Source organism: Stenotrophomonas sp. YJH_SMC_16 (assembly GCF_059367875.1).
Genome location: NZ_JCAFRH010000001.1, coordinates 721,320 through 733,968, shown reverse-complemented (window position 1 = coordinate 733,968; position 12,649 = coordinate 721,320). Strand labels below are relative to the sequence as shown.

The following is a 12,649-nucleotide window of genomic DNA, read 5'->3' as shown; positions in this document are numbered from 1 at the left end:
GCACACCGGATGGGCTAGCGTGCAGCCATCTTCGTGCCAGGGAACCGCACCGATGAAGCACCTCCCGATTGCTGGTCTGTTGCTCCTTTCGCTCGCCGCCTGCAGTGGCGGCCCCGACAAGCAGGGGGCGGCCGGCAGCGGCAGCGACACTCCGGCAGAAACCGCCTCGGCGACCGGCCCCGCCCAGTCGACGGATCCTGATCTGGCGGCTCGCCCGGCGAACGACCTCCGCAAGGACAGTCCAGCCCGCCTGGACGGCTTCGCTGGTGCGAAGCTGGGGGCCGGCATCGCCGACGTGCGCGCCGGCTTCGGCACGCCGCTGCAGGGGCTGGGCACCGATGCCGCCGGCAAGCCGCTGCCGGCTGACGATGGCAACGATGGCTGTTACTTCCTGCGCCCGCAGGATGCCGAGGACCCGCGCCTGATGATCGAAGGCCGCAAGCTGGTGCGCTACGACGTGCGCAGCGCAGCCATCACCGCACCAGGCGGCGGCAAGGTCGGCATGACCCTGGGTGAGCTGCAGGTGCTGTACCCGGAGCGGGCCGATGTCGGCCCTGACAAGTACGACGAGAAGGCCCAGCACCTGCGCGTTCGCCCGGCGCAGGAGGGCGGGGCCGTGATCGACTTCGCGCTCGGTGCCGATGGCCGGGTGGGTGCCTGGCGCGTCGGGCAGACCCCGCAGGTCGATTATGCGGAAGGGTGTGGCTGATCCTTGATCCACGGCCCAGCCGCGCGTGCGGGCCAAGCGTAGAATCGCGCCACCACTGCTGGGGGGAGTGCTCGATGATCGCCATTGCCATTGCCTGGTTCCTGCTCGGCCTGCTGCTGCTGGCGCTGGGCGGGGACTCCATCGTCAAGGCCGTGTCCGGCCTGGCCCAACGTTTCGGGGCCAGCCCGTTCACTGCCGGGCTGCTGCTGCTCGGGGTAACCACCTCGTTGCCGGAACTGGCGGTCAATGCGCGCGCGCTGGCGGTGGACCAACCGGAGCTGGCCCTGGGCAACGCGGTGGGCAGCAGCATCGTCAACCTGGGCCTGACCCTGGCCGCGGCGGCCATGGCTGCGCCACTGCTGCTGCGCGCGCGCCTGCAGACGGTGCTGTGGTGGTCGCTGCTGGCGGCCGGCGTGCTGCTGATCCTGTTCGGTCTTGATGGCGGCTTGGCACGCTGGGAGGGCGGCGTACTGCTGGCCGGCTTCATCGTGGTGCAGGTGCTGCTGCTGCGCCGTGGCCGCGGCGAGAGCGCCGAGGTGCAGGCGGCCATTGCCGAATCCGCACTGAGCCGCACCAGCCTGCCGTTGAACGTGTTGCGGGTGCTGATCGCCGCGCTGGCCCTGTACTGGGGCGCACGCCTGGTGGTCGGGGCCGCGGCGGACTTCGGCGTAGCCCTGGCTTGGACGCCCCTGCTGGTCGGCCTGCTGCCGGTAGCGATCGGCACCGCACTGCCGGAGGTGGCCACCGCCATCGCCGCCGCCCGTCGCGGGCATGGCGACATGGTGCTGGGCCACGTGCTGGGTTCCAGCGTGGTCAATCTGCTGCTGGTGATCGGTGCGATGGCGGTGCTGCAGCCGCTGGCGCTGCCGGCCTCGTTCGTGCGCCTGGAACTGCCGGCGCTGCTGGCGTTCGCGCTGGTGCTGTACCCGATGCTGCGCGGCGACCTGAAGATCAGCCGGGGCGAAGGCGGGATCCTGCTGGTCGCATTCGTCGGCTGGTTCGTGCTGGAGCTGCTGCTGGTCGGCGCCCCAGCGCTGTAGATCCACGCCATGCGTGGATGCGGTTGTTTCCGTGCCGACCAACGGTCGGCACCCACCACCGATCTCCCGGTGGGGGCCAACCACCGATCACCTGGTGGGTGCCAACCTTGGTTGGCACTCGCGAAAACAAAGCGCCGACCAAGGTCGGCCGCTACCGGATTTACCGGCTCTGCGAACCTTCTTCCTCGCGCACCGGTTCCGGCGGAGGCAGCTGCTCTTCAGCGGCCGGCTCGTTGCCGGGCAGGCTGGGGCGGGTTTCCATCAGCAGCGACAGCGCGGCCTTGGCCATCATGTGCGCGCTGATCGGTGCGGTGATGAACAGGAACACGGTGATCAGCAGCTCGCGCGGCTGCGGGTCCTGGCCGAGGAAGATGTGGTAGCAGACCGAGCACACCAGCACGCAGCCCACGCCCAGCGTGCTGGCCTTGGTCGGTGCGTGCAGGCGCTTGAAGAAGGTGGACAGCTTCACCAGGCCCAGCGCGCCGACCAGGATGAAGAAGCAGCCGAACAGCAGCAGGATCGACAGGCCGATCTGGATCGCGGTGATCATTCGACGATGTCCCGGCGCAGCACGAACTTGCTCAGCACCACGGTGCTGCCGAAGCCGAGCATGGCGATGATCAGCGCCGCCTCGAAGTAGATCGGCGAGTTGAGGTACATGCCGAACAGCATCAGTTCGGCGATCGCGGTCACCGACAGCGTGTCCAGCGCGAGGATGCGGTCGGGCACGGTGGGCCCGCGCAGCAGGCGCCAGGTGGCCAGCAGCATGGCCAGGCCGACCACGTGCATGCACACCACCAGGGTGGTCTGGATGACTTCAAAACCGGTCATGGGAAGATCTCCATCAACGGCGCCTCGTAACGGCGCTTGATCGTATCGATCAGGTCCTGTGGGTCCTCCAGGTGCAGCACGTGCACCAGCAGGAACTTGCGGTCGTCACTGAGCGCGGCCGAGACCGTGCCCGGGGTCAGGGTGATCATGCTGGTCAGCGCGGCGATGCCGTGGATGTTGGCGATGTCCAGCGGCAACCAGATGAAACCGGGGTGGATGTTCTTCTCCGGGCCGAGCACCTGGATGGCGACGCGGATGTTGGACATCAGGATGTCCCACAGGGTCACGCACAGCAGTTTCGGCAACGGGCGCAGGGTGCCGATGCGCGCGAACTCGCGGTCCAGGCGTGCAGCGAACAGCGGCACCACCACGCCCAGCACCAGCCCCAGCACGATCTGGCCGAGGGTGAAGCTGTCGGACATCAGCAGCCAGAACGCCACCACCATGATGCTGAGCATCGGCGAGGGAATGACGCGGCGGAACAGGGAGCGCTGGGCGGTCATGGCTGGCGGATCTCCGGCGTGGTCGCACGCAGCTGCTGCACGTACTCACTGGGGTGCAGCAGCTGTGCGGCGGTGGCGTCGGTGTAGCGCATCAGTGGGGCGGCGCCCAGGGTCATGCCGATGCCGTAGCCCAGCAGGATGCAGGCGGCGTAGAGCTCGACCCGGCGCAGGCGTGCCTTGCGCGGCTTCGGTGCCTCGGGATCGACCGGTGGCACGCGCCAGAACAGGCGGATGCCGCCGCGGGTCAGGCCCATGATCACCAGCAGGCTGCTGACCAGCACCGCGGTCCAGACGGGGGCGGTGTACTGTGCCGGCATGCCAGCCAGCAGCGCGGCCTTGGCCAGGAAGCCGGACAGCGGCGGCAGGCCGGCCACCGATACCGCGCCGATCAGGAACAGCACCGCTGGGGTTTCCTTGCCCGGCATCGGTGCCACCACTTCCTTGCGGTCGCTGGCGCCACCACGTCGGCGGCGGATCAGGTCGGCAATCAGGAACAGCGCGGCGGCGACGAAGCTGCTGTGTGGCAAGTAGTACAGGCCGGCTGACAGCACCTGCGGCGTGCCTACCGAGAAGGCGATGAACAGCGTGGCTGCCGACACGATCACCAGGTAGGAGATCAGCACGCGCAGGCGGGTTGCGGCCAGCGCACCCAGGCCACCGAGCACCAGCGTTGCCACGCCGGCCCACAGTAGCCAGTCGCGGCCATAGCCGGTCATCGCGCCGGCATCGTCGCCGAACCACAGCATCTGGATGCGCAGCACCGAGTACAGGCCGACCTTGGTCATGATCGCGAACAGCGCAGCCACGGCGGCCGGCGCGCGCGAATAGGCTTCCGGCAGCCACAGGTACAGCGGCATCAGTGCGGCCTTGGCGCAGAACACCAGCAGCAACAGGCCCATCGTCGCCTTCACCAGGGTCAGCTGCGCCGCTGGCACCTCGGCGATGCGCTGCGACAGCTCGGCCATGTTCAGCGAACCCAGCGAGGCGTACAGCAGGCCCAGCGCGATCAGGAACAGGGTCGAGGCGGTGACGTTGAACACCACGTAGTGCAGGCCGATGCGCATGCGCAGGCCGCGGCCACCGCTGAGCAGCAGGCCGTAGGAGGCGATCAGCATCACCTCGAAGAACACGAACAGGTTGAAGATGTCGCCGGTCAGGAACGCACCGTTGAGGCCCACCAGCTGGAACTGGAACAGTGCATGGAAGTGCGGTGCGCGGCGGTCCCAGCCCGAGCAGGCATGCAGCAGGCAGGGAATGGCCAGCAGCAGGGTGGTCAGCAGCATCCACGCCGACAGCCGGTCGGCCACCAGCGCGATGCCCAGCCGCGATGGCCAGTCTCCCAGCAGGTAGACGTTGATGTCACCGCTGGCCGTGCTGGCAAACAGCAGGCCCACCGCCAGGGCCTGCGCCGACAGCGCGGTCCAGGCCACCGCGCGCTGCACCCTCGGGCCGTAGCGACGGTGTTCGACGAACAGCGACAGCGCAGCGCCCAGCAGGGGAATCAGGATCGGCAGGATCACCAGGTGGTTCATGCGCGGTCCTCGCCCTGGCGCGGCGGCACGCGCTCATCCTGCAGGTCGTCGTCGGGCTCGTGTGCGTCCACGTGGTCGCTGTGGTTGTCGCTGCGGCTGCGCATGGCCAGCACGATGCTCACCGCAGTCATCGCGAAGGCGATCACGATCGCGGTCAGCACCAGTGCCTGCGGTAACGGGTCGGTGTAGTTGCCGAGGTGGCTGTCCACGCCTTCCTGCAGCACCGGCGCCTTGCCCAGCACCACGCGGCCACCGGCGAAGATCAGCAGGTTGGTGGCGTAGGACAGGAAGGTCATGCCGAGGATCACATCGAAGCTGCGCGCACGCAGCAGCAGGTAGATGCCGATGGCGGTCAGCACGCCGATCGCGGTAGCCAGGGCCAGTTCCATCAGTGCATCTCCCCGGTGCGGGCCGAACGGCGTTGCAGGTCGATCTCACCCTTGCGGGCGGTGCGGGTGCGCGACGGCTTGATCGTACCCATCATCGACAGCATCAGCATGGCGCCGCCGAACACCACCAGGTAGACGCCGATGTCGAAACCGATCGCGCTTGCCAGCGGTACGTCGCCGATCAGCGGCAGGTGCAGGTCGAGGTGGCCGCTGGTCAGGAACGGCACGCCGAACAGCATCGAGGCGCAGCCACTGAGCAGGGCGATCAGCAGGCCCATGCCGATGCAGCGGATGTAGTCGAAGCCGAAACGCGATTCCACCGACGCGGTGCCCTGGATCACGTACTGGATCAGCAGCGGCACCGCCAGCACCAGGCCGGCGATGAAGCCACCGCCCGGCGCGTTGTGGCCGCGCAGGAACAGGAAGATCGAGACGGTCAGGGTGAGCGGGAACATGATCTGCGCCAGGTCGGCCGGCACCGGCAGCTTGATCGGCGGGCCGGGCATGATCTGTTCCGGCGCCATCCGCGTACGCCGCAGCAGCGCGTGCACCACCAGCGCAGCGATGCCGAACACGGTGATCTCGCCGAAGGTATCGAAGCCGCGGAAGTCGACCAGGATCACGTTGACCACGTTCTGGCCATATGCCTCGGGCAGGGCGCGGGCGAGCAGCTCGCCGGCCATGGTGTTGGGCGGCAGGGTCATCGCCGAATAGGCCAGCGCGCCAAGCCCGGCACCGGCGATGATCGCGATCACCGCATCGCGCCGCTTGCGCCAGCGCGGCCGCTCCGGTCCGGACTGCGCGGGCAGGTAGTTCATGCCCAGCAGCATCAGCACCAGGGTCACCATCTCGACCAGCAGCTGGGTCAGGGCCAGATCGGGTGCGGACAGGAACACGAAGGTCAGCGCCACCATCAGGCCGACACCGCCCACCAGCAGCACCGCCAGCAGGCGCTGCTTGTAGACACGCAGGGTGGCCACTGCACAGGCCATCATCACCAGCCACAGCGCCCAGCCCAGCAGCGGGATCGGCTGCGGTTTGGTCCAGTTCGGCGAGGCCGGGTTGGCGATGTAGGGCGCGGCGGCCACGGTGATGGCCACCAGCACCAGGCCCAGCAGCATCCGCTGCAGGCTGCCATTGGCGATGCCGTTGGTCAGGCGCATGGCCAGCGCGGAGATCGCATCCAGCTGTGCATGGAACACGTTGCGCCCGGTGGTGCGGGTTTCCACGCCGTGCAGGTTGATCAGCCTGCGCAGGCCGAAGTACAGCGCCACGCCACCGACTACGCCGATCGCGCTCATCGCCAGCGGCAGGTTGAAACCGTGCCATACCGCCAGGCTGTACTCGGGCATGGCGTTGCCGAGGATCGAGGCCGCAGCGGCATGCAGCACCGGCGCCACGGTCAGTGCCGGGGCGATGCCTACCGCCACGCAGATCACCACCAGCAGTTCCACCGGCACCTTCATCCAGCGCGGCGGTTCATGCGGCACGCGGTCCAGGTCGTGCGGGCCGGGGCCGAAGAAAGTGTCGTGCACGAAGCGCAGGCTGTAGGCCACGCCCAGCACGCCGGCCAGCAGCGCGGCGATCGACACCGCCGTGCGCATCGCGCCCGGGCCGCCACCGGCGGTCAGTGCCTCGGCGAACAGCATTTCCTTGGACAGGAAGCCGTTGAGCAGCGGGATGCCGGCCATCGCCAGCGAGGCGATGATCGCCAGCGCGCTGGTGAACGGCATCAGCTTACGCAGGCCTCCGAGCTTGCGCATGTCACGGGTGCCGGTTTCGTGGTCGATGATGCCGGCGGCCATGAACAGCGAGGCCTTGAAGGTGGCGTGGTTGAGGATGTGGAACACGCCGGCCACCACCGCCATTGGCGTGGACAGGCCGAACAGCAGGGTGATCAGGCCCAGATGCGAGATCGTGGAGTACGCAAGCAGGCCCTTCAGGTCGTGCTGGAAGATCGCGTTCCAGGCCCCGATCAACAGGGTGATCGCGCCGATGCCGCTGACCGTGTAGAAGAACAGGTCGCTGCCGGCCAGCGCCGGATGCAGCCGCGCCAGCAGGAACACGCCGGCCTTCACCATGGTGGCCGAGTGCAGGTAGGCCGAGACCGGGGTCGGCGCCGCCATCGCGTGCGGCAGCCAGAAGTGGAACGGGAACTGCGCGCTCTTGGTGAAGATGCCGGCCAGCATCAGGAACAGGGCATACGGATACAGCGCGCTGGCGCGGATCTGCTCGCCGGCGGCCAGTACCACGTCCAGGTCGAAGCTGCCGACGATGCGGCCGATCAGCAGCACGCCGCCGAGCAGGGCCAGGCCGCCGCCGCCGGTGATCACCAGCGCCATGCGCGCGCCTTCGCGGGCGTCCTGGCGGTGCGACCAGAAGCCGATCAGCAGGAACGAGCTGATGCTGGTCATTTCCCAGAAGATCATCAGCAACAGCAGGTTGCCCGACAGCACCATGCCCAGCATGGCGCCCATGAACAGCAGCAGGTAGGAGTAGAAGCGGTGCGCGTTGTCCTGCTGGCTCAGGTAGTAGCGCGCATACAGCACCACCAGCGCGCCGATGCCCAGCACCAGCCCGGCGAACATCCAGGCCAGCCCGTCCAGACGCAGGGTGAAGTCCAGGCCGATCTGAGGCAGCCAAGGGACCATCGTCCGCATCACCTGGCCGCCGAGTACGGACGGGGTCAGCCAGCCGAGGATGGCCAGCCCGCCCAACGGCGCCAGCGCCGCCAGCCAGGCAGCAGTCGAGCGCGAACTACGGGGGAAGGCCGCAACAGCCGCTGCCATCAGGAACGGCAGGGCCAGCAGCAGGGGCAGGCTGGGGAGCATGCAGGGAATCCATGATTCACGAGCAGGTCAGGGAGGATAACAGGCCGCGAAATGTCGCCGAAACCCATCGAACAGCGATCAATTGCATGTAACGTTCGCTGATTCATTTTTTCTGCGGTGCAGCATCACGTTCCTGCAGTCCTTCCCCGGTTGCCCTCGGGGACACCCTACGCCCACGCAGGGAGACCGCAGGCCCTGTCGCACAGGGGCTGCCGTCGACGGGCGGGAAGTGGGGAGCGAGTCACCGGGGCAGGCTGGCAGGGCCGTCGTGGAGTGCGGGTGACGGAATCTGCCCGTTCAGGAAACGACGGCCGCCGTCGGCCGCCCGCAGTTCAATAGCGCCAGTCGAGCTTGCGGTAGAACTTGGCCATCACCCAGGCCGGGCCGATCAGCAGGTAGGTCAGGTCAGTCAGGAAGCTGGGCTTGCGGCCCTCGAACGTGTGGCCGATGAACTGCGCAATCCAGGCCACCACGAACACGCCCACCGCCAGCCAGCGCAGGGCCTGCAGGCCGATTTCGGCTTCCAGCAGGCGGCACAGGCAGCCGAACACGAAGAACTGGATGAGCATGCCGATGCCCAGCGGGCGCGACAGCTTGTTGTAGAAGCACCAGGCGCTGAACATCGCGAACGCCGACCAGATGCCGTACTGGAACCAGGTGATCAGCGGCGGTAGGCACCACAGCAGGGCCACCACCGACCACAGGATCGCCGGTACCGCCACCACGTGGATGCGCTGGTTGATCACATTGCGGTGGTCGTCGGAGTAGCTGGCGAAATAGCGGTCGATCGGCCGCGCAAGCTCGGTGGATGTCTGCATGCGGCCAGCATACTCCCGCCAGAGCCGACAGTAGAGCCAGGCCATGCCTGGCTGCGGATTCGCCGAGGTTGCCGGCCAGCGGCCGGCACTACCCCTTCAGAGTGCCCCCGCCTTTCCGGCCGGGGGCGCAGGCGGATCAGTCGACGCTGATCCCGGCCAGGCGCTGCAGCGCCTCGGCGTACTTGGCGCGGGTGCGCTCGATGATCTCGGCCGGGATGGTCGGGCCCGGGGCGGTCTTGCCCCAGTCCAGCGTCTCCAGGTAATCGCGCACGAACTGCTTGTCGTAGCTCGGTGGGCTGGTACCCACTTCGTACTCGTCGGCCGGCCAGTAACGCGAGGAATCCGGCGTCAGCATCTCGTCCATGATGTACAGGCGGCCATCGGCGTCGGTACCGAACTCGAATTTGGTATCGGCCAGGATGATGCCGCTCTCGCGGGCGTAGTCGGCGGCGAACTTGTAGATGCGCAGGGTGGCGTCGCGCACGCGCTCGGCCAGGTCCGCACCGACCTGCTTCACCATCGCATCGAAATCGATGTTCTCGTCATGGTCGCCGACGGCGGCCTTGGTCGAGGGGGTGAAGATCGGCTCCGGCAGCTGCTCGGCCTGGCGCAGGCCATCGGGCAGGTCGATGCCGCTGACCTTCCCGGTGCGCTGGTAGTCCTTCCAGCCGCTGCCGATCAGGTAGCCGCGGGCGATCGCTTCCACCGGCACCGGCTTCAGCTTGCGGGTGACCACCGCACGCTTGGCGTACAGGGCCGGATCCACGCCCTCGGGCAGCACGCTGGCCACGTCGATGCCGGTCAGGTGGTTGGGCATCAGGTGCGCAGTCTTGGCGAACCAGAAGTTGGACACCTGGCAGAGCATCTCGCCCTTGCCCGGGATCGGGTCGGGCAGGACCACGTCGAACGCCGACAGGCGATCGGTGGCCACCATCAGCAGGTAGTCGCCCGGCGGGGTCCCTGCAGGCAGCCGCTCGCGCGGGATATCGAACACATCACGCACCTTGCCGCGATGGCGCAAGGGCAGGCCGGGGAGATCGGATTGCAACAGCGTGGTTGGCACGGGCACTCCTGGGGCGTTGTCGATACGGCTGCCCAACGGACCCGGCGGGCCCGCTGACCAGCGGGCGGCCTAGTGTAAAGCCGTCCGGGCCCGCTGTGACGTAAAATGAGCGTCCATTTCGTCGGTCGACCCCGGAGCGCCATGCGCTGGTACGGAAAACTGCTCGGATTCATCGCCGGCGCCCTGCTGTTCCGGCCCAATCCGCTGTTTGGCGCGGTGGTCGGCCTGTTGATCGGCCATGCCTTCGACTCGGACTGGTTCCGCCTGAACAAGGAGAACCCGTACCGGGAGCTGGGGCTGACCTCCGAGGCCACCGATGCCGAGGTCGAGCGCGCCTATCGCAAGCTGATCTCGCAGTACCACCCCGACAAGCTTGGCGGCGCCGCCCCCGAGCTGCAGCAGCAGGCCGAGCAGAAGTCGCGGCGGATCAACGCCGCCTACGACCGCATCAAGACCCTGCGCAAGCGCTGACCCGACAGTCCCGCCTGCGGGCGGGAGAATCCTTTCCCCGTTCCGAAGGCCCCGGCCATGTCCAACTGCCTCATCGCCCCGTCCATTCTCTCCGCCAACTTCGCCCGCCTCGGCGAGGAAGTCGACAACGTCCTCGCCGCCGGTGCGGACTGGGTCCACTTCGACGTGATGGACAACCACTACGTGCCGAACCTGACCATCGGCCCGATGGTCTGCCAGGCCTTGCGCAAGCACGGCGTCACCGCGCCGATCGACGTGCACCTGATGGTTGAGCCGGTGGACCGCATCATCCCGGACTTCGCCGAAGCCGGTGCCACCTACATCAGCTTCCACCCGGAGGCCAGTCGCCACGTGCACCGCACCATCCAGCTGATCCGCTCGCTGGGCTGCAAGCCGGGCATTGTGCTCAATCCGGCCACCCCGGTGGACATCCTCGACTGGGTGCTGGATGACCTGGACCTGGTGCTGCTGATGTCGGTCAACCCGGGTTTCGGTGGCCAGGCCTTCATCCCCTCGGCGCTGGACAAGCTGCGCGTGGTGCGCAAGATGATCGACGCCAGCGGCAAGGACATCCGCCTCGAGATCGACGGTGGCGTGAAGGCCGACAACATCGGTGAGATCGCCGCCGCTGGCGCTGACACCTTCGTCGCCGGCTCGGCCATCTTCAACGCCAAGACCAGCTACCAGGACGTGATCGCGCAGATGCGCGCGAACGTTGCTGCGGCAAGGGGCTGAGCCATGGGTACGGTGGCCGTGTTGAACATCCGTCCGGCCACCGTGGCCGATGCCGGCCTGATCCTGCACTTCATCCGTGAGCTGGCCATCTACGAGAAGGCCGAGCATTCGGTGCAGACCGATGAGATCGGCATCGCCGAGAGCCTGTTCGGCGCCGACGCGACCGCACGCGCGTTGATCTGCGAAGCCGACGGTGAGGCCATCGGCTATGCGGTGTATTTCTACAACTACTCCACCTGGCTGGGCCGCAAGGGCATCTACCTGGAAGACCTGTACGTCAGCCAGGAAAAGCGCGGCGTCGGCGCAGGCAAGGCGCTGCTGAAATACATCGCCCGGCAGGCCGTGGCCGAAGGCTGCGGCCGCTTCGAATGGTCGGTGCTGGACTGGAATACCCCGGCCATCGAGTTCTACACCGCCGCTGGTGCCAAGCCCCAGGACGAGTGGACCGTGTACCGGCTGCAGGGCCAGGCGCTGCACGATTTCGCCAACGGTTGAAATGAAATGCATCCACGCATGGCGTTGATCTACCAACCCGATGGGGCGAACCGCAACCAGGTAGGTGCGAACCTTGGTTCGCACTCCCTGCGAACGCCGAAAAAAAAGCCACGCCAATCACTGGCGTGGCCTCGCTGCATGCGTGGGAGGCTGATCCTGCCTCCATCCATCGTCCCTGCTATGGCCTTCCATTCTCCGGTTGCTGAATGACATCTGCGTGACATTCACCGCGGACAAACAGCGCATTGCTAGCCTGTGCGCCCCCGTCCTGGAAGCACCACATGGCCGCACCGCGCTGGCGCCTGATCCTCAATGGCAAATCCGCTGGCAACGATGAGTTGCGCGACGCCGTCGGCCACTGGCGCGGGCAGGGTGTGCAGCTGGAAGTGCGGGTGACCTGGGAGGACGGTGATGCCGAGCGCTACGTGGCCGAAGCGATTGATCACGGCGTGGATGTGATCGTGGCCGCCGGTGGCGATGGCACGCTCAGTGCGGTGGCCGAGACCCTGGCCCACCGTGAGGAACCGGCGGATGCGCTGCCATCACTGGCGCTGATTCCGATGGGGACCGCCAACGACTTCGCGACTGCTGCCGGCATTCCCACCGAGCCGAAGGAGGCCTTCGGCTTGATCGGGCAGGCGACGCCGCATGCGATCGATCTCCTGCGTGTGGACGCCGATGGCACCCACTGGTGGTGCGCCAACCTTGCCAGCGGTGGTTTTGGCACGCAGGTAACGGTGGAGACCGATGCCGGCTTGAAGAAGATGCTGGGCGGGCTGGCCTACGTGATCACCGGCATCGCCAAGCTGGGTCGCATCGAGCCGATCACCGCGCGGCTGTCCGGCCCGGACTTCGCGTGGGAAGGCGACTTCATCGCGCTCGGCATCGGCAATGGCCGCCAGGCAGGCGGTGGCCAGCAATTGTGCCCGCAGGCACTGATCGATGATGGGCAGCTGGACGTGACGGTGCTTCCGGAGCTGGAGGGGGAAGTCACCGCCACGCTCGGCCAGATGCTGAAGTCCGGCACCCAGGCCGCACTGGAACAGCTGGCAACGCGCGCGCGGCTGCCATGGCTGCAGGTGGAGTCCGAGCGCCCGCTGACGCTCAACCTGGACGGTGAACCGGTACAGGCGCGCCAGTTCCGCATCGCGTGCGTGCCGGGCCGGGTGCGGATGCACCTGCCCGTGGGCTGTGCACTGTTGTCCGAGCCGCGCTGAGCCGGACCGGAACTC

At 67.5% G+C, this 12,649-nt stretch carries 14 protein-coding genes; 6 read left to right on the top strand and 8 right to left on the bottom strand.

From position 1 onward, the window contains the following. Positions 1-52 precede the first annotated feature (52 nt). Positions 53-709 carry a hypothetical protein gene (locus AC5P6E_RS03305; protein WP_019338588.1) on the top strand — a complete coding sequence of 219 codons (657 nt, stop codon included), beginning with the start codon at positions 53-55 and terminating at the stop codon, positions 707-709. A 74-nt stretch (positions 710-783) separates the two neighbouring features. Beyond that, positions 784-1,749, top strand: coding sequence for a sodium:calcium antiporter (locus AC5P6E_RS03300; RefSeq protein WP_019338587.1), 966 nt, complete (start codon positions 784-786; stop codon positions 1,747-1,749). Positions 1,750-1,909: 160 nt separating this feature from the next. Here AC5P6E_RS03300 and AC5P6E_RS03295 read toward each other — a convergent pair whose 3' ends face one another. From AC5P6E_RS03295 to AC5P6E_RS03260, 8 genes are all read right to left on the bottom strand, one after another. Then, positions 1,910-2,299, bottom strand: a complete 390-nt coding sequence (locus AC5P6E_RS03295) for a Na+/H+ antiporter subunit G (RefSeq protein ID WP_019338586.1) — start codon at positions 2,297-2,299, stop codon at positions 1,910-1,912. Continuing rightward, positions 2,296-2,580 carry a K+/H+ antiporter subunit F gene (locus AC5P6E_RS03290; protein WP_005411334.1) on the bottom strand — a complete coding sequence of 95 codons (285 nt, stop codon included), beginning with the start codon at positions 2,578-2,580 and terminating at the stop codon, positions 2,296-2,298. Before AC5P6E_RS03290 ends, AC5P6E_RS03295 begins: the two co-directional genes overlap by 4 nt. Then, the gene (locus AC5P6E_RS03285) at positions 2,577-3,083 is read right to left on the bottom strand and encodes a Na+/H+ antiporter subunit E (RefSeq protein WP_019338585.1); all 507 of its coding nucleotides are present in this window, start codon (positions 3,081-3,083) and stop codon (positions 2,577-2,579) included. The genes AC5P6E_RS03290 and AC5P6E_RS03285 overlap by 4 nt, the downstream gene beginning before the upstream one ends. Continuing rightward, positions 3,080-4,615: a monovalent cation/H+ antiporter subunit D gene (locus AC5P6E_RS03280; protein ID WP_329834405.1), complete on the bottom strand. Its 1,536-nt coding sequence runs from the start codon at positions 4,613-4,615 to the stop codon at positions 3,080-3,082. The genes AC5P6E_RS03285 and AC5P6E_RS03280 overlap by 4 nt, the downstream gene beginning before the upstream one ends. Beyond that, the gene (locus AC5P6E_RS03275) at positions 4,612-5,004 is read right to left on the bottom strand and encodes a Na+/H+ antiporter subunit C (RefSeq protein ID WP_005419863.1); all 393 of its coding nucleotides are present in this window, start codon (positions 5,002-5,004) and stop codon (positions 4,612-4,614) included. The genes AC5P6E_RS03280 and AC5P6E_RS03275 overlap by 4 nt, the downstream gene beginning before the upstream one ends. Next, on the bottom strand, positions 5,004-7,835 hold the full coding sequence (locus tag AC5P6E_RS03270) for a monovalent cation/H+ antiporter subunit A (RefSeq protein WP_313269707.1): 2,832 nt from the start codon (positions 7,833-7,835) through the stop codon (positions 5,004-5,006). Before AC5P6E_RS03270 ends, AC5P6E_RS03275 begins: the two co-directional genes overlap by 1 nt. A gap of 332 nt (positions 7,836-8,167) precedes the next feature. Next, positions 8,168-8,653: an Mpo1 family 2-hydroxy fatty acid dioxygenase gene (locus tag AC5P6E_RS03265; RefSeq protein WP_010482667.1), complete on the bottom strand. Its 486-nt coding sequence runs from the start codon at positions 8,651-8,653 to the stop codon at positions 8,168-8,170. A gap of 136 nt (positions 8,654-8,789) precedes the next feature. Beyond that, on the bottom strand, positions 8,790-9,716 hold the full coding sequence (locus AC5P6E_RS03260; protein ID WP_019338582.1) for a phosphoribosylaminoimidazolesuccinocarboxamide synthase: 927 nt from the start codon (positions 9,714-9,716) through the stop codon (positions 8,790-8,792). A gap of 141 nt (positions 9,717-9,857) precedes the next feature. Between AC5P6E_RS03260 and AC5P6E_RS03255 the strand changes: the two genes are divergently transcribed. From AC5P6E_RS03255 to yegS, 4 genes are all read left to right on the top strand, one after another. Then, complete coding sequence (locus AC5P6E_RS03255) at positions 9,858-10,187, top strand: J domain-containing protein (RefSeq protein WP_005411327.1); 330 nt, start codon at positions 9,858-9,860, stop codon at positions 10,185-10,187. Positions 10,188-10,244: 57 nt separating this feature from the next. Further along, positions 10,245-10,922, top strand: a complete 678-nt coding sequence (rpe, locus tag AC5P6E_RS03250) for a ribulose-phosphate 3-epimerase (protein ID WP_010482664.1) — start codon at positions 10,245-10,247, stop codon at positions 10,920-10,922. Positions 10,923-10,934: 12 nt separating this feature from the next. After that, positions 10,935-11,417 (top strand): GNAT family N-acetyltransferase, encoded by a 483-nt coding sequence (locus tag AC5P6E_RS03245; protein ID WP_010482662.1) that lies wholly within the window; start codon positions 10,935-10,937, stop codon positions 11,415-11,417. Positions 11,418-11,698: 281 nt separating this feature from the next. Beyond that, complete coding sequence (gene yegS, locus AC5P6E_RS03240) at positions 11,699-12,634, top strand: lipid kinase YegS (RefSeq protein ID WP_010482660.1); 936 nt, start codon at positions 11,699-11,701, stop codon at positions 12,632-12,634. Positions 12,635-12,649 lie beyond the last annotated feature (15 nt).